Genomic DNA, 24551 nt, shown 5'->3' on the forward strand with positions numbered 1-24551 from the left:
GATCGGAAACGGTCTGGGTTTTTTGTTTAGCGGAACCAGTTGCGGACATCACGTACAATCCGACCGAAAAATGTTCTTTTTCGTGAGCCACCCGTAACCACCACGCCACTAAGTTCTGTGACATCAGGCCGCATGTTGATAATCAAATTGTTATCGTCTAATGTGATGATATGCTCGTAAGTTTCGTATCCAACATACGACGCTGTAATTATGTCACCAATTTTAGCATCGATGGTGAATTTTCCGTCGAAATCAGTACTGGTTTTGGCGCGTTTGCCTTTGATTTTAATGTCTACCATCGGCATCGGTAGCCCATCTTCTATCAGGAATCCAGTTACAGTAACTTTTACCAGTTTCGCCTTGGTTTGTGTTTGGAGTGAAGCATCTTCTACTTTCCCTGCATCCAAATTTGGCTGAAACATGGTGAGTGTTTGTGGTTTTGATTGTGCCCAAGTGATACTTCCAAACGATGAAAATGTTAGAATACCAGAAGCCAACGCCATCCAAACAGATGACTTTTGTTGGGGTGCAATTAAATCTCGATCCAACTGAGAGGCCAAAAAACGGCCGCACAAGTTTTTCTCACTTTTCATTTTTTCCACGATGAAACGATCTGAAGCCGTCGTGAAATCATACACTGTTTTTTGGCAAGAATTACAAAAGCGCCCTCTTTCCTGTTCGGACATTTCTGCCCAATTCTCTGTGCAAGGTTTCGGTACGTATATTTGCTTGACTTTCATTTCACTAAGATATTAATTTTTTATTCTGGGTTGTAACGTGTTAAAGTTTTCTTTCCAGAGAATGAAACCGATGCCGTTGCGTTTATATTTTTTGTACTTTCGACCACCTTCAAAACTATTTTTATGAAAAAAATCATACTGTTGCTCATCGCGCTTTTGATTACGGGCGCTTCGTTTGCGCAAAAGAAAAAGAAAACGGCCGCCAAGACTTCGGCAAGCAAAACCGTCCTGACCAAAAATGGCAACTTGACCGCCGAATTGCTCAAAGGCAAGGACGCCTACCGTTTGTACCTGCTCAATGGCGTCGGGAAAAAAGCCGATACGGTGTCGCTCGAGCGTTTTGCATTCGACCCAAAATCCAACGTCAAACCCACTTTGCCCGAAGGATTAACCATAACGGCTTTTTCTGCTAAGGGCACCAAGTTGCACAACATCTCCTGGACCGAAAAAACACTGACCGAAGTCCCTGATAAGAAAGAAGACGCCACGCGCACCGTGTCGCAAATCTGGGACCTGACCAACAAAGTGCAATTGCATTCAAACGTGCAAACGGCCACCAAGATTACCGAAATCCTCTACCTCGATAAATTGAAAGGCGCTTCGCAAACCAGCGAAAAGATGCGTAACGAAGGGTTTAACCTGACCATATCGGCCGAAGGGGACCTGGTGCTCAAAAATCGCACGCAGGAAAACCGCATGAGCTACGACGCGGCCACGGGGAAATTTGTCGCGGTAAAAAGTGCGCCGCAAACAGGAAGTGCCGCCAAACCAGCGGCCAAAAAGAAAAAATAGTAAAACCGTTGCATCCAAAGACCGCTTCGCTAAAAGACGACCATGTGTTTGATTTAGCGAAGCGTTTTTTTAAAGATGCGTCGCAAAGAAAGTGCCCAACTTGCCATAGATGTCCTGGCTGTCGCCGAACGAAAAGTTTCCGTGGCCCGCATCGTACACATGCCGGCTGTTGGTTACGCCCGCCGCATCGAGTGCCGCTTCAAGCCGTTCGCCTTGTGAGATCGGAATCAGCGGATCGGCATTGCCCGCAAACTGTATGGTGGGCGGCGCACTACCGGTAACCCGAAGTGCCGGGCTTACTTCGGCCACGAGTTCTGCGCTTGGCGAAGCACCGACCAAGTAGGGGAAAAGTGTCGTTTGCAGTTCCGACCCCGCATAGGCAGGATCGGTAAAATCGGTGGGGCCCACGAGGCTGCATACGGCCCTGACATTGTTGTTCGGGTCAAAGCCGTACGCGTAAAGCATCGACAAATGTGCGCCCGCGCTCACGCCCATGAATCCGTATTGTTTAGAAATGTGGTATCCGCCCGACTCGAGGTGCGCAATAACCGACACAATGTCGTCGATTTGTTTGGGATAGGCCGGGCTTTCGGCCGTGGCCAATCGGTACTCCATATTCACGATGGCATGGTACGGGAACTGTAACCGCGCAAAGGCAACGGCCCCGGCCATGTCGCTTTTGGAACCGCCGTACCACGCACCGCCGTGTACCAGGACGATGACCTTGGTGGTCGCGGCGTTGCGGCCTTCGGGCAAGTCGATATCGTATACTTGTTGCGCGTCAGGGCCATACGATACATTCGACAATTGTTGTGCGGGCAGTACGGCGTTTTGGTCGTCGCTTGAGGAACAGTTCCACAGCAAGCCGACAAAAAGAAGCAACAGGTATTTTTTCATGTTGTTTGGTCTAGAAGTGCAAGGTAAAAAATAATGTCATCTTATCCTGCATGTCGTCCAATTGTTCTACGGTCCATCCGATGTGTCCCATGTCGTATTCATGGTACTCATTGTACACCAGGTTCTGGTTGAGTTTGTTGTGCACGATTTGGCCTTGCGATTCGGGAACCAAGGTGTCCTGGTTGCCATAAAGCAGGATGGTTTTGGGCGAAAGTAGCGAAATATAACGCGACGGACTCACTTCATTGTACAGCGCTGGGTTGGATACATAAGTAGGGTAGTCGCCTACAAAATAGCGCAAGCCCGTCGTGAACAGGTCGTTGCCTTCGTAATTCGGGTCGCTGAAATCGGCCGGGCCTACCATGCTGCACACGGCCTTGACCTGACGCCGCGTGTCGTACCGGTAGCTGTACAACATAGACAGGTGTGCGCCTGCGCTGACGCCTACCATCGCGTAATTTTTTGACAAATGGTACTCGCCTGTGCGGTCGTTCAGGTGTTTGATGGCGGCGGCAATGTCCTGTATTTGCCGCGGATAACCAATGTTCTCGAGCGTACCGAGCCGGTAATTGATGTTTACGATGGCATGGTTCGGGAAATTGGTCTTGAGGTAAACGACCAAAAAATTGAGTTCGGCCTTGTCGCCTTCTTTCCAGCCGCCGCCGTGTACCAGCAGGAAAACCTTGGTCAGGTTGGCGACACGACCGGCGGGCAAATAGATGTCCATTTTTTGTTCGGGGTCGTCGCCATAGGACACGTCGAGGATTTGTTTGGCGAACTCTGGGCTCATCGGGGTTGTCGTATCGGCATCGGAATCGGAGTCACATCCTAAGAACAATGCGGCAATCAAGGTAAGCAGGAACATTCGTTTCATCGTTGTCGGTTTGAGGTTACGACGCAAAAATAGAACGCGAAAGTTTCGAAACAATTATAGTTTATGGGGATTGTGTTATAGAATTGTGGATTTGGTTATTCGTGGATTCGGTTATTCGGACGAAACAAATAACCAAATCCACACCCGAGTCCGTAGGCCGAACTGAACGAAGTTAAATCCACGAACAAACACTTACTCGCTTATGCGAATCTCAAACATCTTATCCCAATACTTGCCCGTCACGAAAATCGTCTTGGTCTTGGGGTTGTAGGCGATGCCGTTGAGTACCTCGGCTTCTTTGCTCGTAACTTGCTTGCGCAACGCCGACAAATCGATGGCGCCGTGCACCGCACCCGTAGCCGGATCGATCACCGCGATGACGTCTTTTTGCCAGATGTTGCCGTAAATCTTGCCGTCGATCCATTCGAGTTCGTTGATGCTCTTGATCTTGGTGCCGCCCGTGTAAACGTTTACATAGTCGTTGATTTTTTGCGTGGCCGGGTCCATGATCCACAATTTCTCGGTTCCGTCAGAGAAGTAGATGTTCGTGCCGTTGTTGGTCATGCCCCAACCCTCGACCTTGCGGTCGTAATGGAACGTCTTTTCCTGTTTGAGCGTGTTGGCGTTCCAAATGAAACCCGTCATGTCCTGCCATGTCAGTTGAAAAATTTTGCCGCCGATTACCGTGATGCCCTCGCCAAAAAACTCGGGATCCATGTTGACCTGCTTGTAGGCAAACCCGGTCTTGTAGTCGAACTTCCTGAAGTACGAAGCGCCCTTTTGTCCGGTGCTTTCGATAAGTGTATCGCGGTAAAATTCAAGCCCTTCGGTAAACGCTTTTTCGTCGTGCGGATAGGTGTTCACCACCGTATAGTTATAAATTTTTGGGGTCACGTTCGAGATCACTTCTATGCGGCCCTCGACTTCCTCGGCCTTGGCATCGCCCTCGAAATACACCAGCGCCTTGAGGCTTTGGTACCCCAACTTTTGGTCTTTGAGCGCAAAAGCCATGGGTTCGCCTTTGTTCGATCCGACGTTTTTGTCGTTCACATAATACACCACACTGTCGATGGCTTTACCTTCCGGATTCTGGATGGCCAGCGAAGCCGTTTCGGTAGGGGCGTACTGCTGTTTGAGTTGGGCCGCGTCGAACGCGAAGAATTTTTTGTCCCCGTCCGAACAACTGGAAATCGATAGTAAGATGCTTAAAGAAATGAAAGCGAATGTATTAGGTATTCTCATGGCTGTTTTTTACGACAATAAACGAAAAAGGCAAACGTTTATGCGGGTTTGCCCTTGCGAAAATACAAAAAGATTGTATATTTGCAACGGCAAGTCCTACACGACCAGCTCCTGTAGAATCCTCCAGGGTGGGAACACAGCAAAGGTATACGGTTGTAGCGGTGCGATGTAGGTCGCTTGCCATTTTTTTTTGAAATTTTGTAATCTTCCGTTAGGAAGATTTTTTATTTTTATCAGGAGCTATTTGCTTCGCCAGTTCGGCCTTTGGCCTCGGGTCCGGCTTTTCGCAGTATCTTTTGTTCCATAAATTCCACAAAAGGATACTTGCTGTAAATGCCTTTTTTTAGGCATTCACCGAACACCTATTTAAATATTAACTAGGTGAGGTAATCCGGGCTAGGGCTCCGTCGTTCGAAATTCGTTAATCGTTATTCGACATTCGTCATTCAAAATTTTTGAATATCGAACCGATGATCAACGAACACCGAATGTCGAAGTTTACGTTTCTTTTTGAATTGACCAATATCAACCTAAAACAACCTACCATGAAAAAGTTAATCATCGCACTGCTGTTTACATCAGCCGCACTCGCCCAAGACACCGACGCCAAATACGCCGCATTTGCCAAAGAATTCGAAGCCTACCGCGACAATCCAGAAGTTTCCTCAGAAAACTCCACCATCAAGCCCGCACCATGCGGACAATACAACCTGGCCTACATGGTCACCGAAAAAGGCGGCAAGGAATACGTCAACACGCCACCGCCCAAAAAGTTGTGCGGCGATTTGAACCGTTTCGACAAAAGCAAAAACCCCAACGCGCCCGCCGATTGGACCTATGAAATCAAACCCATCGGCAACCGTTATTACGTGATCCGCGCTAACAAATCGGGCGCCGATAGTGTGCAGGAAGTGTACTATTACGAAAGAAAAGTGGCCAAGTAATTTGAAAATTTGAAAATTTGGAAATTTGAAAATGGGTTTGTCGAAAATGGACAAACCTTTTTTATTTGTCGTTGTTAGATTGGTCAAAAAGAAATTCGTGTCCCTGGCGGAACAATTAGACGTCGGGTTAATATTTTGCCTAAATTTGACACGACATTTGAAGGCACTCCGCATGCATTTTCAAATTTCCAAATTTTCAAATTTCCAAATTCATGAAAGTTGTCCTCATCACCGGCGCCTCATCCGGTCTCGGCAAAGCCATCGGCGAATACCTGCACCATAAGGGTTTTGTCGTTTATGGCACGAGCAGAAACCCAGAAAGAATCACCAACTCGGTATTTCCGTTGCTCAAACTCGACGTCAGGAGTGTCGAGAGCATCCAACACGCGATTGCCGAAGTTATCCGTATTTCGGGCCGTATCGATGTGGTGATCAACAACGCCGGCGTGGGTATACTCGGGCCGCTCGAGGAAATCCCAACCGACGAGATCCGCAACAATTTCGAAACCAATTTGTTTGGCCCAATCGAGGTCATGAAGGCTGCGTTGCCGCACATGCGTTTGCAAAAATCAGGACTCATCATCAACATCACCTCTATTGCGGGTTACATGGGCTTGCCGTACCGTTCGGTGTATTCGGCGTCCAAAGGCGCGCTCGAGCTCGTTACCGAAGCCTTGCGTATGGAAGTCAAGCCGTTCAATATCGAGATCACCAATGTTGCGCCAGGCGAGTTTGCGACCAACATCGCCGACCACCGTTACCATGTTCCCGTTGCTCCTTCATCGGCTTATGCGGCCTATGGGCGTACGATAGCCGAAATCAACAGCCAGGTCAGCGCGGGAGACGATCCGGCCAGGATGGGCGAGGCGATTTACCGCATCATCAATACACCAAAACCAAACGGGCATTATAAGGTTGGGCCGTTTTTGTCTAAATTCTCGATTGTACTCAAACGCATTTTGCCCGATAAGATGTACGAAAAGATGCTGATGAACCACTATAAATTGTAGTTTGTAGCAGATTTTGTGTTTTCTGTCGCGGTTGCGTAAACCTTTCTTAAGAAATGCATCCTGTAAGTAATTCAACTTACACCGCATCATCATGAAGAAGACTATCATTGCGATTGCAGTATTTTTATGCCTTATTCCGGCATCGGCGCAGCAAACCAAACGGGTTTTATTTTTAGGCAACAGCTACACCTTTGCCAACAACATACCACAAATGCTTGCCTATGCAGCCGAATCGGCGGGGAAGAACCTGGTTTTTGACATGAATGCACCAGGTGGTTATTACTTGGGACAACATGCGACCAATGCAGTATCGCTGGCAAAAATAGCGATAGGGAATTGGGACAATGTGGTGCTGCAGGACCAAAGCCTGGCGATGGCCTATCCGGGTTATTTCATGAACAACCTGTCGGCGAATGTTGCATTGGACAGTATTATCAAATCGCACAATCCGTGTGCGCAGACCATGTATTTCGCGACCTGGGGCCGTAAAAATGGCGGTACCTATGTTTGCGGCCAGCCGTATTGCGACCCACCGGAAGTAATCGTACGGGATTATTTTGCGATGGACAGCGACATTGAGTCGCATTATCATTTTTTTGCCGATTCGCTGAAATCGTCGATGGCGCCCGTGGGTGCGGTATGGCGGTACATCAGACAAAACTACCCGTCGATTGAATTGTTTGCGCCCGATGAAAGCCACCCAACCTTGGCCGGAAGTTACGCCGCGGCCTGTTGTTTTTACGCCACGATTTTCAGGAGCGACCCATCGTTGATTGTCTTTGACGGTGGTGTGCCAGCTGAGCACGCAACGCAAATCAGGAATGCCGCCAAGCAAGTCGTTTATGACCATCTCCTGCAATGGAATGTAGGTTTGTATGACGATTTGCTAGGCGAAAGCTGCGCGGTGTTGCGGGAACCTACAAAACAAAAAGGCCGATTCGCGATTTTCCCCAATCCTACGCAAACGATGCTGCACTTTAGAATTCCTGCCGATTTAGAGGTGGGCACCATTGCTATTTACAACAGTCTTGGGATTTTGATGAGAAGCATTACTGTTGAATTAAAATCTTTCGAGATTGATGTGAGCGACTTGCCCACCGGATTGTATCTTATTGTTAGCGGTGATTTTGCCGCCCCCTACAAGTTGATTAAAAAGTGATGTGTGGGTCGTATAGCAAAGATTCGAAGTGAAAACTTTCGTGAAGAGGAATAAAAATCGTACTTTCGCGGCGAGGAATATCTGATAAATGTAAAAACAACACTTAAAAATAATCCAAATGAAATTTTTTATCGACACGGCCAACCTCAATGACATTGCAGAAGCGCAGGCATTGGGCGTTTTAGATGGGGTGACCACCAACCCGTCGCTGATGGCCAAGGAAGGCATTACCGGAAGAAACAACATCTTGAAACACTACGTCGACATTTGCAACATCGTAGACGGTGATGTGAGTGCCGAGGTGATCGCGACCGATTTCGAAGGCATGATCAAAGAAGGTGAGGAGCTGGCCGAACTGCACGAGCAAATCGTCGTGAAGATCCCGATGACCAAGGACGGTGTCAAGGCGTGCAAGTACTTTACCGAGAAAGGCATCCGTACCAATGTGACGCTGGTGTTTTCGGCAGGGCAGGCATTGCTCGCGGCCAAAGCAGGCGCTACGTTTGTTTCGCCATTCATCGGCCGTCTCGACGACGTTTCTACCGACGGCTTGAACCTGATCCAGGAAATCCGCGAAATCTATGACAACTACGGCTATGAGACGCAAATCCTTGCCGCGTCGGTACGCCATACGATGCACATTGTCAACTGCGCGAAAATTGGCGCCGATGTCATGACCGGACCGCTGTCGGCCATCTTGGGCTTGCTCAAGCACCCGCTTACCGATATCGGATTGGCGCAGTTCTTGGCCGATTACGCCAAAGGCAACAAATAATTTAAAAAGAAAAGCGGCTCAAAGCCGCTTTTCTTTTTAAATTATATTTTCTATTAATTATTATTTATTATTCGTCCGCTGTTATAATAAAAAATAGCAATAGACAATAAACTATCGCTCCGCCAGCGCATGCAAATGTCCGCTGTCTTTTTCCAACGGCTTGTCGCGCAGTTCGTTTTCAAAATCGACGTCGAAAATGTTGGTAAAGGCATTTTTGATCTTGCCGTCGCCACCTAAGATAATGGTGCGGTGTACTTTGGTGATCGCCCATTTGTTCTTGAGGTCTTCGAAATCCTTGCACCGCAATTCGACAATGCCGTCTGTTTTGTATTTCTCAAGCAGCTTGGTCCATTTTTGCTGGTCTTTGTCGAGACAAACCGCCACAAACTGGTAATCCGGATGCTTGACTTTAAGGTCGTGCACTTTTTTGTGCGCGGCTTGCAAATGCGATACGAGGTTTTCGGTCCAAAAGAACAGCACGGTCTTTTGTGTCGTGAGCGACGACGAAGAAATCTTTTTATCGTTGGCATCCACCAAAATCACTTCGGGCAACGGATTGCCGCTGGTGAGTTGCTGGATGGCGCGTCCAATTTTGAGGATTTCATTCTTTTTGCTCTTGTCGGTAGACAATTCGCGGTAGGAGGCGAGGAACTTTTGGTTGTTCACCATGTTCTGGTCTTCGAGCAAATAAGTGAAAGCGATGTTGTTCAAGATGGTGTTCTTGACCTTTTCGTTCTTGATCAAGGTGTCGGCAATGTGCAACTTGTTGATGTTGGTCTTGAGCGCCAAATCCACCTCGGTAAAATGGTTGTGGTAATTGATGGCCGCCATGTTGTTGAGCATGTGCGTCAAATAGGCGACAAAAGGCGAAAAGTTGATCAGGTCGTCGTCGTTAAAATCGATCGACTTGCGAAAGTCGTAATAGCCTTTGGGCAACTTTTCGACCACATCGTTGCCCGTACGGATTTGGTGCACTTGCGGATAAATTTCCTTTTTCGAGAAATGATGCAAATCGAGCGCGGCTTTGGCGTAACGGTCAAAATCGTCGCTCCATTTGAGGTCTTCCTTTTTACTTCGGTAGAACTCCTCACGCGAGGCGTACGACGAATCGATGCTCGAAAGGAACTGGTCTACATCGTAATCGAATATCTCGAAAATCTTGCTGCGGTCGTCCTCGTTCTTGAGATAAAGGTTCATCAAAAAGTTGTTCTTTTGGTCGCCGCGTCCGCAAAAAACCACCGAATTGTCGAAGTCGCGCGCATTGACGCGTACCATGATGCTGTCGTTTTTGTCGAAATAAACGTATTGGTATTCGGGCAGGTTCTTGAACGAATACATGCCCGGCGTGAGCGAATCGAATTTGATGAAAAAACGGTTGTTCTTGTCGAGTGCAACGCTGTCGATCACCTCGGAATTCCTGCAAAACAGCACATAAGGGCTGGTTGGGTTGATCACCTCGCCGCCAAAGTAAGCGGTGTAATTGTCGCCTTTGAATCCTTCGCACGAGCAAAAGAGGCCTAGGGCAGTGGAGCAGGACAATAAATAGTGAAGTGCTTTTGGGATGTGCATATTCCGAATCATGTAAACAAAAATATCCAGTTACACCCAATATTACTGTTAAGGCATAGTTAAATGTAAACCGCTTATTTTATTGGGAATCAACGCTAAAAAATGTGAATTTTTTTCATACTTTTGCGCCACATTTAAAGAAAATACATCCATGTTAAACGTCAATAATTTATCGGTACAATTCGGCAAAAGGATTTTGTTCGACGAGGTCAACACGACCTTTTCCGATGGCAACATCTACGGTGTCATCGGGGCCAACGGTGCCGGAAAATCCACCTTCCTCAAAATCCTTGCAGGCGATATGGAGCCTACTTCGGGACATGTGTTCCTCGAGCCGGGCAAACGCATGTCGGTGCTCAACCAGAACCACAACATGTTCGACGAGCACACCGTACTGGAAACCGTGCTCATGGGTAACAAGGTGTTGTATGCGATCAAAAAGGAGATGGACGAGCTTTATCTCGATTACAACGACAAAAACGCCGACCGTATCGGGGAATTACAAGTGCAGTTCGAAGAAATGAACGGATGGAACGCCGATTCAGACGCGGCGGCCATGTTGTCGAACCTCGGGATCGGTGCCGAATTCCACTACACGCTCATGGGCGACCTCGAATCGAAGCTCAAGGTACGCGTACTCTTGGCGCAGGCCTTGTTCGGCAACCCAGACGTGCTCATCATGGACGAACCTACGAACGACCTCGATTTCGAAACCATCGCATGGCTCGAGAATTTCCTGGCCAATTACGAGAATACGGTGATTGTGGTATCGCACGACCGTCACTTTTTGGATGCCGTTTGTACGCACATTTCCGACATCGACTTTGGCAAGATCAACCACTATTCGGGCAACTACACGTTTTGGTACGAATCGAGCCAGTTGGCCGCCAAGCAACGCGCCCAACAAAACAAGAAGGCCGAGGAGAAAAAAGCCGAACTCGAGGAATTCATCCGTCGTTTTTCGGCCAACGTAGCCAAATCCAAACAAGCCACGTCGCGTAAAAAAATGATCGACAAGCTCAACATCGCCGAGATCAAGCCGTCGAGCCGTCGTTACCCTGCCATCATTTTCGACCAGGAACGCGAAGCCGGCGACCAAATCCTGAACGTAGAAGGCTTGGCCGCGTCGGTCGATGGCGAAACGCTGTTCACCGGTGTCGATTTGAACATGGCCAAAGGCGACAAGATCGTGCTGTTTTCTAAGGATTCACGCGCCACCACGGCGTTCTATGAAATCATCAACGGACGTCAGAACGCCGATGCGGGCAAATTCGACTGGGGCATCACGACCAACCAGGCGTATCTTCCGGCCGAGAACCACGAGTATTTCGACAACGATTTGACGCTCGTGGATTGGTTGCGCCAATGGGCCAAAACCGAAGAAGAGCGCGAAGAGGTCAACATCCGCGGATTTTTGGGCAAGATGATTTTCTCGGGCGAAGAAGCGCTCAAAACCGCGCGCGTCTTATCGGGTGGCGAAAAAGTGCGTTGCATGATTTCGCGCATGATGATGGAACGCGCCAATGTCTTGATGCTCGATGAGCCTACGAACCACCTCGACCTCGAATCGATCACGGCGTTCAACAACTCGCTCAAGAATTTCAAGGGCTCGGTGATTTTCACGACGCATGACCACGAGTTTGCGCAAACCGTCGGTAACCGCGTGGTCGAACTGACCCCGAAAGGCGTCATCGACCGTTACATGACGTTTGACGATTACATCGACGACGATAAGATACAGGAACTCAGGAAGAAAATGTATTCTTAACGATAAGGCCCGCTCCATGCGGGCTTTTTTATAGAAGTAAAAATCCCACAAACCAATCGGCCTGCTGGATTTTTGTCCAAACCTATATTTTACTTGCTTCCGCCCAATTTGCTGACGGCAAAAACAATCAGGGCAATCACGGCGATGACCAGAAAGATGCCCACGGCCATACCGGCCTCGAAGATGGCTTCGATTACGTCACAAGAAGTAACGCCCATTAGCATGAGCGGTAAAAGCAACAGGGCGAGCGTTCTTTTTGACATGATTCGGTGTTTTGTGGTTCATCTAAAGCAACACCACAAAAATGCAAACCGCGCACGATGTTCGGGTTACAATATTTGCCAAATAATTTACAAGATTATCAAGCCGGCAGGTAAATGGTAAATGTCGCGCCCTGGCCCTCGACGCTGTCGGCGGTAATGAAACCGTGGTGGTTGTCGACGATTTTCTTGACAATCGCCAGTCCAATCCCGGTGCCCTTGTATTGCGGGTCGATGTGCAAACGCTGGAATACCTTAAAAATACGGTCGCGGTATTGCGGTTCAAAGCCAACCCCGTTGTCGGCGATCGAAATACGGGCATAGTCGATGGCAGGATTCACTCCTTCTAAAGGTACGGCATCGCCACGGACAGTTTGGTTGTCGATCACAATGTGCGGGGCGCGATCGGGATGCGCAAACTTGATCGAGTTCGAAATGTGGTTGATCAGCAGCTGCCGGAATTGCGACACGATGGCGCCTACTTCGGGATTCCCCGTGACGTCGATGCGCGTGCCGGTGGCTTCGATCTCTTCGGCAAAATCGGCACGTATTTCATCGACCAGGGTAGCAATTCGCACTGGTTCGACGGGAAACACTTCGGTATTCAAACGCGAATAGGCAAGCAGGTCGCGTATCAGGTTTTGCATGCGGTTGGCGTTGTCCTGCGACCGTTTGATGTAATTTTTGGCCGGTTCCGAAAGATTGCCCACATCTTTCTCGAGCAAAATAGACAGGAACGTCTGGATCTTGCGCAACGGTTCCTGCAAATCATGGCTCGAAATGTAGGTAAACGATTCGAGTTCCTCGTTCATTTTCCCTAGGGTGTCGTTTTTCCCTTCAAGGTCGGCGCGCAGGGCGTTGGACGTACGGAGTTCTTTGTAGATCGCATAGTACGACGCGATGAGCAGCAATATCGATGTGACAGCGAGCAATGCCGCAACCCAAGGCGTGAGGGTACTCTCGCGGGTCAGCGATTTTTTCCGGATGCGCAAAAGCACGTCTTCTTCGTCGAGCATCTTGTCGATCTGTTGGCGCAATTCTTCGCGTGTGTGGCGGTACTGCGCGCGGGTACTGTCGGGCAGTTTGTTGAAGTCCTTAATCGCTATGACCGTCGCCATGTTGTCGATTCGCTTGTAGGCTATCGTTTCGAGTTTCTTGAGGTTTTCGCGTTGGGAGTAGTTGTCGTTGGTGTTGGCGCGCAAATTCAGCATCCGTTTGGCCGCTTCGTCCTTGGCACGTTTGAATTCGCCGATGTACAGGCTGTCTTTCGAGAGCAAATAGCCGCGCATCGACGATTCCATGTCCTTGATGTGCGAAAAATAGGTTTCTAGGTCGAGCTTGACGGTGGCCGTATGGTTTACCCAGGCCGAGGTTTTCATCAAATTGTCGATCTTGACATACGAATAGAGGCAAAGCGAAAGCAATACCACGGCGGCAATGAGGAAAGAAATCTTGATGCGGTTGAGCCGGTTTCCATCCATAAGCCTCATGCGACGTTGATGACAAATTGTTCGCGCACCGGTTGTTTTTCCAGCTTGTCCTCTTCGAGTGAAAGGACGTAGGCGAGCGTTTGTTTGAGGAGTTGAAACGACTGCGGCTTGCAAACATAATAATTGGCCCCTTGTTGGTAGGTGCGGTCGATGATGTCATGGTTCGAGCTTGTCGAAAATACCACCACCGGAATATTCTTTAACTTGGGATCGCAACGAATCTCGTCCAGACATTCGAAACCGTTTTTGCGCGGCATGTTCAAATCGAGGAAGATCAACTCGGGCGGCGGCGGTACGGTGCCGTCGAGCGTTTGCATGAGCGTTACCCCATCGTGTGTGATGGTCAATCGGGTTTGGTCGGTTGGGGAGATTTCATGCAAAGCCTCCGAAAACAACAAACAATCGTCGTCGTCGTCATCTGTCAGAAAAATGTGTTTTGTTGTCTTCATCGTTCAAATTTAGGGGATTGGCGTCACTAAAATAGCAATAATATTCGACATCGCGCCTTAAAATGTCACGAGTTTCGGCCCATCGCGAATTTATCCCCAACAAATGTTTCAACGGTGGACACTTTTGCTTAATTTTACGACCCAACCGAGGCGCCGCCGAATTGCACGGAGCGCAGCGGAATAAAACACAACACTCCAATGGGTCAAAAAATATTGCTCACTTCCAAAGAAGTCAATATCATCCTGCATCGTTTGGCTTGTCAGTTGATCGAAAAACACCTTGATTTTTCAAACACCGTCCTGGTAGGGATCCAACCGCGCGGCACTTTTTTGGCCGATCGGCTCAAGCAATTGCTCGAACAGGATTACCGCGTTCCCGAAGTGACGGTGGGCTACCTCGACATCACTTTTTTTAGGGACGATTTCAGACGAACCGACAAACCGCTCGAAGCCAGCATCACACAAATCGATTTTTTGGTCGACAACAAACACGTGGTTTTTGTCGACGACGTATTGTATACCGGGCGCAGCATTCGTTCGGCGCTGACGGCCATCCAATCGTTCGGACGCGCGGCGGGCATCGAACTGCTGGTGCTCATCGACCGCAGGTTCAGCCGCCATTTGCCCATACAGCCCGATTACAGGGGTAGGCAGGTCGATTCGATCGGCGGTGAGAAAGTCAAAGTGGCGTGGAAAGAGCAGGATGGGGAAGACGGCGTTTATTTAATAACCAATTAGCTTTAAGCCATAGGCAATAGGCTTTAAGCTGGCGAACATCATGAAACTACAACTCACAGGCTTACGGCTTAGGGCTTAAAGCATACAGCAAAAAAGGAATGAAAGAACTCAGTGTCAACCACCTGCTCGGCATCAAATACATCAACAAAAGTGACATCGATCTCATTTTTGAAACCGCCGATCATTTCAAGGAGGTCATCAACCGCCCCATCAAGAAAGTGCCATCGTTGCGCGACATCACCATCGCCAACATCTTTTTCGAGAACAGTACGCGCACCAAGCTTTCGTTTGAACTGGCGCAAAAAAGGCTTTCGGCCGACGTGATCAGTTTTTCGGCGGCGCAGTCTTCGGTCAAGAAAGGCGAGACGCTCATCGATACGGTCAACAACATCCTTTCGATGAAGGTAGACATGGTGGTGATGCGGCACGCCAATCCGGGCGCGGCCTATTTCCTGTCGCAGAACGTCAAGGCGAGCATCGTCAACGCAGGCGACGGCGCGCACGAACACCCTACGCAGGGCTTGCTCGATTCCTATTCTATCCGCGAAAGGCTGGGTGAGGTAGGCGGCAAAAAGGTTGTGATTGTGGGCGACATCCTTCATTCGCGCGTGGCGCTTTCGAACATTTATGCGCTGCAGATGCAAGGCGCCGAAGTCAAGGTGTGCGGTCCCAAGACTTTGATCCCGAAATACATCGAATCTTTGGGCGTGACCGTCGAACCCAACTTGCGCAAGGCGCTCGAGTGGTGCGATGTGGCCAACATGCTGCGTGTACAGAACGAGCGGATGGACGTGAATTACTTTCCGTCGACGCGCGAATATGCGCAACAATATGGTGTAGACAAGGCACTGCTCGATTCGCTCGACAAAGAGATCGTGATCATGCACCCGGGCCCCATCAACCGCGGCGTCGAGATCACTTCGGACGTGGCCGATTCGGGCCAGTCGGTGATCCTGGACCAGGTCGAGAACGGCGTGGCGGTGCGGATGGCGGTGATTTATCTGCTCGCATCGAAAATCCAGCAACCGTTGTAAGTGTTTAAAATTCTACGTAAATTAGTTGCTCCCAATCCATCAACATGAAAGTCGAAACCAAGGGACATACCACCACCATCAAGGACACGCAGGGCGAACTCACGTCGTTTGTGATGAAGTTGACGCACGAATACAAATCGTTTGAGAAATACAACATCATCGTCGATTTGCTTTTGCACGGCCAGCTGTCGACCAAGGACATCAATTCGTTGTTGCCGTTGTCCAAGACGCACCGGAAGGCCAAGAAATCGTTCGTGATTGTGGCCAATGTCGATTACAACAGCGTTTCGCAGCAGTTGGTTTTGGTGCCCACGGTGCTCGAGGCGCACGACATGATCGAGATGGAGGAAATCGAGCGCGACCTCGGGTTTTAATTAATAGTGGACAATTAATAATTGATGATTGACAGTCGACACCGTCAATTCTAATTGCAATTGAATCGACACACCGACCATTATTAATTGCGTTATCAATTGTTAATCGAAATGAAGCTCACCATTCTTGGCTGTTATGCCGCCACCCCGCGTACTTTGACCAATCCGACGGCACAGGTGCTTGAGATCAAGAACCACGTGTTTTTGATCGATTGCGGCGAGGCGACCCAGGTACAGTTGCGCAAGAGTAAGATCAAGTTCTCGAAGATCGAACACATTTTCATCTCGCACCTGCACGGCGACCATGTGTATGGCCTGATTGGGCTGGTGTCTACTTTTATGTTGCTCAACCGCACCGCCGACTTGCACATTTATGGGCCCAAGGGCATCAAGGAAATCATTACGCTGCAATTGCGGTTGTCGAATTCCTGGACGAGCTACGGTTTGTTTTTCCACGAATTGGAATCGGCCGAAAGCCAGGTGGTTTTTGAAGACGACAAAGTCCTGGTCAAAACAATCCCGCTCAAGCACCGCATTTACACCAACGGCTTTTTGTTCGAGGAGAAAATCGGCGAAAAGAAACTCAATCCCTACGCGATGCAACAATACCAGATCCCGGTCTATCATTTCCAGAACATCAAGAACGGCAAGGACATTACGTTGGAGGACGGGACCGTATTGGCGAATTCGTTGTTGGCTTTTGAGCCGAATCCGCCCAAAAGTTATGCATTTTGCTCCGATACGGTGTACGACGAATCCATAGTGCCTTATATTAAAGGTGTCGATGTGCTGTACCACGAGTCGACTTTCTTGGAGTCGGAGGCCGAATTGGCGACCAAGACCATGCATTCGACCGCGCGTCAGGCGGCGACTGTGGCACGTCTGGCAGGTGTGAAGCAGCTGGTGCTCGGGCATTATTCGACGCGTTACGACCGTATCGAGCGGTTCAGGGACGAAGCACTTGCCGAGTTTCCCGAGGTCTTGCTGGCCAACGACGGCGAAACTTTTAATTTCTAAATTTTAAATTTTAAATTTTGAATTTTGAATGAGAGAGGATGGTGTCAATCAATGATCAGTAGCAGCCAATGAAAAACGGTTTAATCCAAAAAATTAAGATTTAAAATAAACAACGATGAGCGATCTAAGCGACTACAGAAAATCGTACGAAAAGAGCGAATTGCTCGAAACCAACATTCCCGAAGATCCGATTGCGTTGTTCAAGCGCTGGTTCCATGAGGTCGAAGCCTTTGGCGGCGTAGACGAGGTCAATGCGATGACGGTGGCAACGATCGGGCTCGACGGCTTTCCCAAGTCGCGCGTGGTGCTGCTCAAGCAATACACGTATGAAGGTTTTGTGTTCTACACCAACTACCAATCGGAAAAGGGCAGGAGCATTGCGGCCAACGCCAATGTGTGTTTGTCGTTCTTTTGGCATTCGCTCGAACGTCAGGTGATTGTTAAAGGTGTAGCGGAAAAAGTTGGCGATAACCAATCAGACGGGTACTTCGAATCGCGTCCCGACGGAAGCAAGCTGGGCGCCATCGCTTCGAACCAAAGCGAGGTGGTTGGTTCGCGCGCGGTGTTGGAGGACAAACTCAAGGCATTGGAGACGGCGTTCGCGGGAAAAGAAATTCCGCGCCCGTCGCATTGGGGCGGTTATTTGGTGAAGCCCGTAGAAGTCGAGTTCTGGCAGGGTAGGGCCAACAGGCTGCACGATAGGATCCGTTATCGGTTACAGCAAGATCATTCGTGGGTAATTGAGCGTCTTGCGCCTTGATCGCATTATCAGTAAATGACCGACCGCTTTTGGGCGGTCTTTTTTTGCCCAAAAACCATCGACGAACTACATATTTGTAAGAAAATATCCTAATCAAAATCATAAAAGATGTAGTTCATCGATTTTATTTGTCAGTTAAACGATGTTTTGTGTAATATTGTCTCAACAAAACAACGTTCTTACACCCTTAAAGCATTTGCCCCACATCTACTTTAAGTATTAAACTCAAATCAACCTTTAAAGAAGTTTGCCCCACAATCTACTTTAAACAAAACCTACTGTGACTATGAAAACAAATCTACTCAGAGCAATCATGCCATTGGTATTGGTACTGACTTTAGTATCTTGTTCCTCAGACGCAACCGAAGACCTGGTTATGCCGGCCGATGCCGCAACCGCAAAGTATGACTACAACAACGACGAACTCGCTTTGTTTGACGCCATCAACCAGTACCGCGAAAGCATCGGGCTCAGCACACTACAACCCGTAGAATACGTGTCTTACAAATCAGGACAGCACAACGACTACATGATTTCGGTCAACGAGATCAGCCACGACTTTTTCCAAGAGCGTTCGCAGAACATTATGGCCGTCGTGGGCGCCTCGAAAGTAAACGAGAACGTCGCCTACAATTATTCGACCGCCAATTCAGTACTCAACGCGTGGCTCAACAGCCCGGGCCACAAGGCCAACATCGAAGGCGACTTTACGCACTTCGGCGCCTCGATCCGCATCAATCCTGAAACAGGAAAGAAGTACTACACCAACATTTTTATCAAAAAGTAAATTGAGTTTAATTTAAATATGTTTTGTTTTGACTGAAAGCCACCCACCGGTGGCTTTTTTATTAACATAACTTTTTCAAATGTAAGAAATCTAACCTTTGATAAAAATAAAAAGTGCATTTCATCGGATTTATTTGTTCGTTTGCCGATAGTTTTTTAATATTGGCGCTACGACCAATTATTAATTTAAAAAGGAAGTTTGCCCCACAGACTACTTTTAGACAAAACCGCATCCCTATGAAAAAGTACTTTGGCGCCTTGGTTTTGGCGCTGGCGTTGGCATCGTGTTCCAGCGATGCGCCCGTTGCCGAGTCTCCGGCTTCGGCATCGAATACAACCTGGGAGATTGAACATTATGCGTATTCTACAGACGAGGTCAAATTGGCCGAGGCGATCAACAACCACAGACAAAGTATTGGTTTGGCGCCGTTGGAAACCACCGATTATGTGTCGGTCATTTCGTCCGAACACAACCAGTACATGATCGAGAACAATGTGGTCAACCACGACAATTTTGAGCTCCGCGCGCAAGAAATCATCGAGACGATGGGGGCGAGCACCGTACACGAGAACGTCGCCTACAACTTTTCGACGGCTTCTTCGGTTTTGGCGGCTTGGCTCAACAGCGATGAACACAAGGCCAATATCGAAGGCGATTTTACCCATTTCGGCGTATCGATCCGTATCGATCCAGAAACCGGTAAGAAGTTCTATACCAACATTTTTGTCAAGCTTTGAACCAAATCTTGTAAACAAATCGGCGTAATTTGAAACGAAGGACCGGCACAATGGTTGTATCTTTACAATACAGCAATAAACCGACGTTTCAAGATAAGCACCATCCGCAGGTTGAGGAAACAACTGCTACGCTAAGCGGGTGACGATACAACAAAACTTAGATTAAACCAAGACGGCCCTTTGATAGGGCCGTTTTTTTTGTGATGCTCGGATTGATTAAAGCCTGGACATTATCCATAAAAAAAGCACCCCGAAGGATGCTTTTCAGAATTAATAGCTGAACCACTACAATGCGGTAATGATGAATTCGCTTCGTCTGTTGGCCTGGTGTTCGTCTTCGGAACATTTCACGCCGTCGGCACAATGGTTAACCAATTGGTTTTCGCCATAGCCTTTGGCGCTCAAACGACCCGAATCGACGCCGTTCTTGATGAGCCATTCCATCGTAGACTTGGCACGACGGTCTGACAATCGTTCGTTGTATTTGTGCGACGCACGGCAGTCGGTATGCGAACGGATGTCGATTTTCATCGTCGGGTACTGCTTCATGACGTCGAGGATCTTCTCGAGTTCGAGCGCAGCATCCGGACGGATGTTCCACTTGTCCAAATCAAAATAGATAATCTTGATGCCAAAAGCCTTGGCCAAATCGTCGCCCACGGTAACCGGCTTGACTTTTTTCTCGAGTTGGATCGGGAGGTCGGTTTTGCCGTCGGTCTTAGAAATGGTGATTTTCTGTTCTTTGGTTTCGTAGAGCTCTTGCTCGCCGCGCACCCAGTACACTTTGCCGCACTCCACTTCGCCCATGTCATAGAATCCTTTGTCGTCGGCAATGACTTCTTTGAGCTTGTTGAATTTGTCGTCCATGAGCGTCACCTTGGCGCCCGGAATGACTTCGCCTGTTTCAAGGTCGGTCACAACGCCCGAAAGCACTTGTTCGCACACGAGTTTTCTGGTTTCGAGGAAACGGTAGATGTCGTCATATCCTTGTCCGCCGTCGCGGTTAGAAGAAAGGAAACCTCTTCTGGACTTGGTGTCGATCAAATAAGCAAAATCGTCCTGTGGCGAGTTGGCCGGCGTACCCACGTTGAGCGGCGCCTTGAAGGTTCCGTCTTCCTTGAGTTTAGCCATGAAGATGTCGAGACCGCCTACGCCCGGATGTCCGTCGGTAGAGAAGTACAATTCGTTTTCATCGGTCAGGAACGGGAACGTTTCCTTGCCTTCGGTGTTGATCGTCGGGCCAAGGTTCACCGGCGTGCCAAAGCTGTCGCCGTTGATGGCTACTTTCCACAAATCCGATTGACCAAGCGTACCCGGCATATCCGACGCAAAATACAACGTCTTTTCGTCTGGGCTCAACGACGGGTGCGCCACGCTGTAGCTGTCGCTGTTGAACGACACTTCTACCGGATCGCTCCAAACGCTGTCCTTGAAAGTCGCCTTGTACAATTTGAGCAAGGTGATGCGGTTGGCATCTTTGCCCTTCTTGCCGTTGTTAAAGTTGTTGCGCGTAAAGTACATGGTCTTGCCGTCTTTGGTAAAGATGGCCGAGGCTTCATGGTACTTGGTGTTGATTTGCTTGGCGTATTTCTTGGCGTCGGTGAGTGCGCCTTCTTCGCTCATTTCGGCCGAATACAATCCGGTGAAATACTGGTTCGACCATTTGTGCTTTTTCTGGGCAAAGTTACCCGTGTCGCGTGACGATGCAAAAATGACCTGCTTGCCGTTGAACGCGCTACCGTAGTCTGAATACTTGGAGTTGATGCCCGCATCGGCGATTTCGTACCGGCCCGAATTGGCTTTGATTTCCTCCATGTAGTCTTTTTTGTCGACAAAGTTCTTACCTCTGAGATCCTCGCCCGACTTTTGGTTGAACTGGGTCATCATTTGGTCGGCCTTCGCATAATCGCCCACCGATTTTAAGGTCTGGGCATAACGGTAGTAGTATTCCGAATCGATTTCGCCGCCCATCGCAAAGAGTTCGCCATACCATTTGTTGGCTTTCTCCAGTTCGGCGTTGAAATAGTAGGCGTTACCCAACTTCATGAACATATCCGGCGATTTGTAACCCTTGGCGGCAATGCGCTCATAGGTTTGCGTCGCATCGATGTAGGCGTACTTGGCATATTGCTTGTCCGCCTTTTTGAGTCCGACCTGTGCAAAACTATTCACGGCCAGTAGACTCAAAAACGATAAAAAGATGATTGCTTTATTTTTCATGTTGTCTGGAGTTTAGAAGAATCTAGGGGAAATAATTTTGTTGTAGTTGCTGAACAACTCAAAACGCAAGAAGATTTCATGCGATCCTGAATTGTAGTTGCGCAAATTGGTCGTCTCGTGGTCGTATGCATAACCGGCATACAACTGGTCGCTGATCTGGAAACCAGCCATGGCGCTGAATGCTGCATCCCAACGGTAAGCCGCACCCAGGACCAATTTGTCCCAGAGCATGAAGTTGGCCGATCCGTCGATTTGCAACGGCGCACCCATGACCATTTTGGTCAGTACGGCCGGCTTGAATTTGACACTTGGGCTCAAATCGAACACATAACCACCAATCAAGTAGTAGTTCAAAGCTTCGGTGTAAACCGCGACGTTGTTGGCGTCGTATTTGTTTTTGTTCTCGATGAAGCTAGGCACCGACAATCCAACGTAGTATTTGTTGCTGTGGAGGTAAACCCCCGCACCAATGTTCGGTTTGAAAGAGTTGGTGCTTTGCAACGATGGGTCGGATTGATTCACCGCGTTCAACTTGCCGTTGTCGAGGTTAAAGAAATTTCCGGTTCCTTTCAATCCAAACGACAATTTGGTTTCCTCTCCAACGGGGACGGTGTAGGAAACGTCCACAGAGATAGCGTTCTCGGTTGTTGGCCCGATCTCGTCATTGATGAAAGAAACGCCAACCCCAAGATTGGTTTCGTTGATGGGCGTGTGTACCGATACCGCAGCGGTTTTCGGCGCGCCGTCCAAACCAACCCATTGGGTCCTGTAAAGGCCTAAAATACTCATTGCTCCCCTCGAACCCGCGTAGGCCGGGTTGATGGTGATCGTGTTGTACATGTACTGGGTGTATTGCGAATCCTGTTGGGCAAAACTGACCATCCCTGTCAACATCAGAACGAAAATTAGTATTCTTGTTTTCATTAGTCTTGGTTTTATTATCCCGGGAGCCGAAACTCCCGGGAGTTAGATTTGAGTTTTATTATCTTGATAGGTATAAGTATCCTTCCTTGTGGTACTCCTCGTAAACCCCGTCTTCATTTCTGTCGGCGGTCCAGTTCAAGATGTAGAAGTAAGTTCCGGTAGGCAATTCTTCGTTGCCGACAGTGGTTCTGCCTTCTGAGTAACCCTTGAACACGCGGGTTGCGTTGTCGTACATTCTGGTTTCGAATACCAAGATACCCCAACGGTTGTAAATTTCAACCGAGTTGCTATGGATACACGCATCACCAAAGTTGTCGATCTGGAACCAGTCGTTCTGGCCGTCTCCGTTTGGCGAGATTGCGTTGTGGATGATCGGCTCACATGCACCGATTGGTTCCACTTCACAATTGTCGTCAACAGTCATCGTCAACTCTACATTTCTCGTACAATCGCCATCTTGGACGCTGTAAGTGAACACATAGTCACCAACGGCCAAGCCGAATGGGGTGAACGTCGCGTTGTTGGTGCCGCTGAGCGAACCGGTGTTGGCCGGATCTACCCAAGTACCACCCACAGGGATGCTTTGTTGTGCAAGATACGTATTCAAGTTGAATGTCGCGTCGGTATCGTTGTTACAATCTGAATCGGCGCTGGCCAATTGGGTGGTGCCCAAAGCAGTCACCTGAACCAGTTGCGTAGCGGTGGTCACGTTGCCGTTGCCGTCGTCGAATGTCCAGGTCACGGTGTAGTCACCCACTTCGTTGTATTGCAACGGATCGGTGGTGGTACCCACAATCGGGTTGTTGCTACACAAATCTGTGGTCGACGGGGTAGGTACCGCTACCGAACACTGTCCTGTTACGTCCGCCAAAACTGGTGTTACCGGTGCGGTCACATCGTCTACAACCACAGTTTGTTGCACCGTGATGCTGTTGCCGTTGCCGTCGTTGAACGTCCAGTTGATGATGAACGAACCTTGTTGGGTATAGGTCAACGGATCCGACGTAGAGGCGGTCAATTCGCCCGCACAGTTATCGGTAGTTGTTGGCGGCGTAGCCGTAGCCGAACATTCGCCGGTTACATTGGCCAGGGTTGGAACCGTTGGCGGCGTCACGTCGTCTACGATGACGTTTTGGTTGGCCGATACGATCACGTTTCCGTTGCCGTCTACAAAATCCCAGTTGATGATATAAGTTCCTTGTACATCATAGAACAATGGATCTGTGGTTACACCGGTCAAGGTCACACCGCAATTGTCTTGGACAGACGGCGGCGTTACCGTTACCTGACATTCACCCGCTGCGTCGAGCAAGGTTGGTGCTGCAGGAGCCGGGTTGATGGTCAAAGTAACGGCAGTTCTGGTCAACGATGGACAGTTGGTGCCGTCTACATTGGCCTGTGCATAATACGTCACCGTACCCACGTTATTCAAAGTAGGGTTGGCCACGATGTTACCGCCGGTTGGCGCATCATACCATACCACCGTTGCGCCAGCCGGAGCTGTAGCCGTAGCGGTAATGGTTTGTACCGGATTCAACGCACACTCGGTGATATCGCCACCAGTTACCGGGGCCGAAACCGTAGGGTTGATGGTAAGCGTAACCGAAGTTCTCGTCAAAGAAGCACAAGCGGTGCCGTCTACATTGGCCTGCGCCCAGTAGGTCACAGTGCCAACAGTATTCAAGATTGGGTTGGCCACGATGTTGCCACCGGTCTCGGCATCATACCAAACCACGGTTGCACCCGCAGGAGCAGTAGCCGTAGCGGTCAAGGTTTGGATTGGTGACTCCTCGCATTCGGTGATGTTCGAAGCCTGTACGGTTGGTGCCTCGGCAGCCGGGTTGATGGTCAAGGTCACCGATGTTCTGGTGATCGACGAACAAGCCGTAGCGTCTACATTGGCCTGCGCCCAGTAGGTCACAGTTCCGACAGTATTCAAGATCGGGTTGGCCACAATGTTACCACCGGTCTCGGCGTCATACCAAACCACG

Annotated in this window: 24 protein-coding genes and 1 other RNA gene; 14 read left to right on the forward strand and 11 right to left on the reverse strand. The window is 49.1% G+C overall.

Annotation, left to right across the window (positions count from 1 at the left end; genetic code table 11):
- Positions 1-26 precede the first annotated feature (26 nt).
- Positions 27-740, reverse strand: coding sequence for a carboxypeptidase-like regulatory domain-containing protein (locus BLP55_RS03030; protein WP_091140854.1), 714 nt, complete (start codon positions 738-740; stop codon positions 27-29).
- Between the two features lie 123 nt (positions 741-863).
- Between BLP55_RS03030 and BLP55_RS03035 the strand changes: the two genes are divergently transcribed.
- Positions 864-1532 (forward strand): hypothetical protein, encoded by a 669-nt coding sequence (locus tag BLP55_RS03035; RefSeq protein WP_091140855.1) that lies wholly within the window; start codon positions 864-866, stop codon positions 1530-1532.
- A gap of 69 nt (positions 1533-1601) precedes the next feature.
- Here BLP55_RS03035 and BLP55_RS03040 read toward each other — a convergent pair whose 3' ends face one another.
- The 3 genes from BLP55_RS03040 to BLP55_RS03050 form a co-directional block, all read right to left on the reverse strand.
- Complete coding sequence (locus BLP55_RS03040; RefSeq protein WP_091140856.1) at positions 1602-2429, reverse strand: alpha/beta hydrolase; 828 nt, start codon at positions 2427-2429, stop codon at positions 1602-1604.
- A gap of 10 nt (positions 2430-2439) precedes the next feature.
- Positions 2440-3303: an alpha/beta hydrolase gene (locus BLP55_RS03045; protein WP_091140857.1), complete on the reverse strand. Its 864-nt coding sequence runs from the start codon at positions 3301-3303 to the stop codon at positions 2440-2442.
- 192 nt (positions 3304-3495) lie between these two features.
- Positions 3496-4545 (reverse strand): glutaminyl-peptide cyclotransferase, encoded by a 1050-nt coding sequence (locus BLP55_RS03050; protein WP_091140858.1) that lies wholly within the window; start codon positions 4543-4545, stop codon positions 3496-3498.
- Positions 4546-4632: 87 nt separating this feature from the next.
- Here BLP55_RS03050 and ffs point away from each other — a divergent pair.
- The 5 genes from ffs (at position 4633) to fsa (ending at position 8433) form a co-directional block, all read left to right on the forward strand.
- Positions 4633-4731, forward strand: an RNA gene (gene ffs, locus BLP55_RS03055) — signal recognition particle sRNA small type.
- 359 nt (positions 4732-5090) lie between these two features.
- Entirely contained in the window at positions 5091-5489 is a 399-nt protein-coding gene (locus BLP55_RS03060; RefSeq protein WP_139149574.1) for a hypothetical protein, read from the forward strand.
- A 212-nt stretch (positions 5490-5701) separates the two neighbouring features.
- Positions 5702-6499: an SDR family oxidoreductase gene (locus BLP55_RS03065; protein ID WP_091140860.1), complete on the forward strand. Its 798-nt coding sequence runs from the start codon at positions 5702-5704 to the stop codon at positions 6497-6499.
- 91 nt (positions 6500-6590) lie between these two features.
- Positions 6591-7658: an SGNH/GDSL hydrolase family protein gene (locus BLP55_RS03070; RefSeq protein WP_091140861.1), complete on the forward strand. Its 1068-nt coding sequence runs from the start codon at positions 6591-6593 to the stop codon at positions 7656-7658.
- Positions 7659-7776: 118 nt separating this feature from the next.
- A complete protein-coding gene (fsa, locus tag BLP55_RS03075; RefSeq protein WP_091140862.1) occupies positions 7777-8433 on the forward strand; it encodes a fructose-6-phosphate aldolase in 657 nt (218 codons plus the stop codon).
- A 111-nt stretch (positions 8434-8544) separates the two neighbouring features.
- Here fsa and BLP55_RS03080 read toward each other — a convergent pair whose 3' ends face one another.
- Entirely contained in the window at positions 8545-10002 is a 1458-nt protein-coding gene (locus tag BLP55_RS03080) for a TlpA family protein disulfide reductase (protein ID WP_091140863.1), read from the reverse strand.
- A 151-nt stretch (positions 10003-10153) separates the two neighbouring features.
- On the opposite strand from BLP55_RS03080, the gene BLP55_RS03085 reads away from it, so the two are divergent.
- Positions 10154-11770, forward strand: coding sequence for an ABC-F family ATP-binding cassette domain-containing protein (locus BLP55_RS03085; protein WP_091140864.1), 1617 nt, complete (start codon positions 10154-10156; stop codon positions 11768-11770).
- An 89-nt stretch (positions 11771-11859) separates the two neighbouring features.
- On the opposite strand, the gene BLP55_RS16935 is transcribed toward BLP55_RS03085, so the two are convergent.
- The 3 genes from BLP55_RS16935 to BLP55_RS03095 form a co-directional block, all read right to left on the reverse strand.
- A complete protein-coding gene (locus BLP55_RS16935; protein ID WP_170826776.1) occupies positions 11860-12033 on the reverse strand; it encodes a hypothetical protein in 174 nt (57 codons plus the stop codon).
- A 98-nt stretch (positions 12034-12131) separates the two neighbouring features.
- The gene (locus BLP55_RS03090; protein ID WP_091140865.1) at positions 12132-13520 is read right to left on the reverse strand and encodes a sensor histidine kinase; all 1389 of its coding nucleotides are present in this window, start codon (positions 13518-13520) and stop codon (positions 12132-12134) included.
- The gene (locus BLP55_RS03095; RefSeq protein ID WP_091140866.1) at positions 13517-13969 is read right to left on the reverse strand and encodes a response regulator; all 453 of its coding nucleotides are present in this window, start codon (positions 13967-13969) and stop codon (positions 13517-13519) included. The genes BLP55_RS03090 and BLP55_RS03095 overlap by 4 nt, the downstream gene beginning before the upstream one ends.
- Before the next feature lie 198 nt (positions 13970-14167).
- Between BLP55_RS03095 and pyrR the strand changes: the two genes are divergently transcribed.
- The 7 genes from pyrR (at position 14168) to BLP55_RS03130 (ending at position 19416) form a co-directional block, all read left to right on the forward strand.
- A complete protein-coding gene (gene pyrR, locus BLP55_RS03100; protein WP_091140867.1) occupies positions 14168-14707 on the forward strand; it encodes a bifunctional pyr operon transcriptional regulator/uracil phosphoribosyltransferase PyrR in 540 nt (179 codons plus the stop codon).
- 98 nt (positions 14708-14805) lie between these two features.
- Positions 14806-15741 carry an aspartate carbamoyltransferase catalytic subunit gene (locus BLP55_RS03105; protein WP_091140868.1) on the forward strand — a complete coding sequence of 312 codons (936 nt, stop codon included), beginning with the start codon at positions 14806-14808 and terminating at the stop codon, positions 15739-15741.
- A gap of 44 nt (positions 15742-15785) precedes the next feature.
- A complete protein-coding gene (locus BLP55_RS03110) occupies positions 15786-16115 on the forward strand; it encodes a ribonuclease Z (RefSeq protein ID WP_091140869.1) in 330 nt (109 codons plus the stop codon).
- Positions 16116-16226: 111 nt separating this feature from the next.
- The gene (locus tag BLP55_RS03115) at positions 16227-17132 is read left to right on the forward strand and encodes a ribonuclease Z (RefSeq protein WP_091140870.1); all 906 of its coding nucleotides are present in this window, start codon (positions 16227-16229) and stop codon (positions 17130-17132) included.
- 115 nt (positions 17133-17247) lie between these two features.
- Positions 17248-17892 (forward strand): pyridoxamine 5'-phosphate oxidase, encoded by a 645-nt coding sequence (pdxH, locus tag BLP55_RS03120; protein WP_091140871.1) that lies wholly within the window; start codon positions 17248-17250, stop codon positions 17890-17892.
- A 286-nt stretch (positions 17893-18178) separates the two neighbouring features.
- Positions 18179-18679 (forward strand): CAP domain-containing protein, encoded by a 501-nt coding sequence (locus BLP55_RS03125; RefSeq protein WP_091140872.1) that lies wholly within the window; start codon positions 18179-18181, stop codon positions 18677-18679.
- Positions 18680-18915: 236 nt separating this feature from the next.
- Positions 18916-19416, forward strand: a complete 501-nt coding sequence (locus tag BLP55_RS03130; RefSeq protein ID WP_091140873.1) for a CAP domain-containing protein — start codon at positions 18916-18918, stop codon at positions 19414-19416.
- 285 nt (positions 19417-19701) lie between these two features.
- Here BLP55_RS03130 and BLP55_RS03135 read toward each other — a convergent pair whose 3' ends face one another.
- From BLP55_RS03135 to BLP55_RS03145, 3 genes are all read right to left on the reverse strand, one after another.
- Complete coding sequence (locus BLP55_RS03135) at positions 19702-21636, reverse strand: OmpA family protein (RefSeq protein WP_091140874.1); 1935 nt, start codon at positions 21634-21636, stop codon at positions 19702-19704.
- Positions 21637-21648: 12 nt separating this feature from the next.
- The gene (locus BLP55_RS03140) at positions 21649-22560 is read right to left on the reverse strand and encodes a PorP/SprF family type IX secretion system membrane protein (RefSeq protein WP_091140875.1); all 912 of its coding nucleotides are present in this window, start codon (positions 22558-22560) and stop codon (positions 21649-21651) included.
- 58 nt (positions 22561-22618) lie between these two features.
- Positions 22619-24551, reverse strand: a 1933-nt coding sequence (locus tag BLP55_RS03145; protein WP_170826777.1) for a T9SS type B sorting domain-containing protein, incomplete at its 5' end; no start/stop codon positions are given.

It is taken from the genome of Flavobacterium caeni (genome assembly GCF_900101895.1).
GTDB classification, from domain to species: domain Bacteria; phylum Bacteroidota; class Bacteroidia; order Flavobacteriales; family Flavobacteriaceae; genus Flavobacterium; species Flavobacterium caeni.

Bases quoted from the DNA above. Each gene is read 5' to 3' on its own strand.
- BLP55_RS03090 (WP_091140865.1), bottom strand. From the start codon at position 13,520: ATGAGGCTTATGGATGGAAACCGGCTCAACCGCATCAAGATTTCTTTC.
- pyrR (WP_091140867.1), top strand. From the start codon at position 14,168: ATGGGTCAAAAAATATTGCTCACTTCCAAAGAAGTCAATATCATCCTG.
- BLP55_RS03115 (WP_091140870.1), top strand. From the start codon at position 16,227: ATGAAGCTCACCATTCTTGGCTGTTATGCCGCCACCCCGCGTACTTTG.
- BLP55_RS03140 (WP_091140875.1), bottom strand. From the start codon at position 22,560: ATGAAAACAAGAATACTAATTTTCGTTCTGATGTTGACAGGGATGGTC.
- BLP55_RS03125 (WP_091140872.1), top strand. From the start codon at position 18,179: ATGAAAACAAATCTACTCAGAGCAATCATGCCATTGGTATTGGTACTG.
- BLP55_RS03095 (WP_091140866.1), bottom strand. From the start codon at position 13,969: ATGAAGACAACAAAACACATTTTTCTGACAGATGACGACGACGACGAT.
- BLP55_RS03085 (WP_091140864.1), top strand. From the start codon at position 10,154: ATGTTAAACGTCAATAATTTATCGGTACAATTCGGCAAAAGGATTTTG.
- BLP55_RS03080 (WP_091140863.1), bottom strand. From the start codon at position 10,002: ATGCACATCCCAAAAGCACTTCACTATTTATTGTCCTGCTCCACTGCC.
- fsa (WP_091140862.1), top strand. From the start codon at position 7,777: ATGAAATTTTTTATCGACACGGCCAACCTCAATGACATTGCAGAAGCG.
- BLP55_RS03030 (WP_091140854.1), bottom strand. From the start codon at position 740: ATGAAAGTCAAGCAAATATACGTACCGAAACCTTGCACAGAGAATTGG.
- BLP55_RS03065 (WP_091140860.1), top strand. From the start codon at position 5,702: ATGAAAGTTGTCCTCATCACCGGCGCCTCATCCGGTCTCGGCAAAGCC.
- pdxH (WP_091140871.1), top strand. From the start codon at position 17,248: ATGAGCGATCTAAGCGACTACAGAAAATCGTACGAAAAGAGCGAATTG.
- BLP55_RS03040 (WP_091140856.1), bottom strand. From the start codon at position 2,429: ATGAAAAAATACCTGTTGCTTCTTTTTGTCGGCTTGCTGTGGAACTGT.
- BLP55_RS03110 (WP_091140869.1), top strand. From the start codon at position 15,786: ATGAAAGTCGAAACCAAGGGACATACCACCACCATCAAGGACACGCAG.
- BLP55_RS03135 (WP_091140874.1), bottom strand. From the start codon at position 21,636: ATGAAAAATAAAGCAATCATCTTTTTATCGTTTTTGAGTCTACTGGCC.
- BLP55_RS03050 (WP_091140858.1), bottom strand. From the start codon at position 4,545: ATGAGAATACCTAATACATTCGCTTTCATTTCTTTAAGCATCTTACTA.
- BLP55_RS03130 (WP_091140873.1), top strand. From the start codon at position 18,916: ATGAAAAAGTACTTTGGCGCCTTGGTTTTGGCGCTGGCGTTGGCATCG.
- BLP55_RS03060 (WP_139149574.1), top strand. From the start codon at position 5,091: ATGAAAAAGTTAATCATCGCACTGCTGTTTACATCAGCCGCACTCGCC.
- BLP55_RS03105 (WP_091140868.1), top strand. From the start codon at position 14,806: ATGAAAGAACTCAGTGTCAACCACCTGCTCGGCATCAAATACATCAAC.
- BLP55_RS03070 (WP_091140861.1), top strand. From the start codon at position 6,591: ATGAAGAAGACTATCATTGCGATTGCAGTATTTTTATGCCTTATTCCG.
- BLP55_RS16935 (WP_170826776.1), bottom strand. From the start codon at position 12,033: ATGTCAAAAAGAACGCTCGCCCTGTTGCTTTTACCGCTCATGCTAATG.
- BLP55_RS03035 (WP_091140855.1), top strand. From the start codon at position 864: ATGAAAAAAATCATACTGTTGCTCATCGCGCTTTTGATTACGGGCGCT.
- BLP55_RS03045 (WP_091140857.1), bottom strand. From the start codon at position 3,303: ATGAAACGAATGTTCCTGCTTACCTTGATTGCCGCATTGTTCTTAGGA.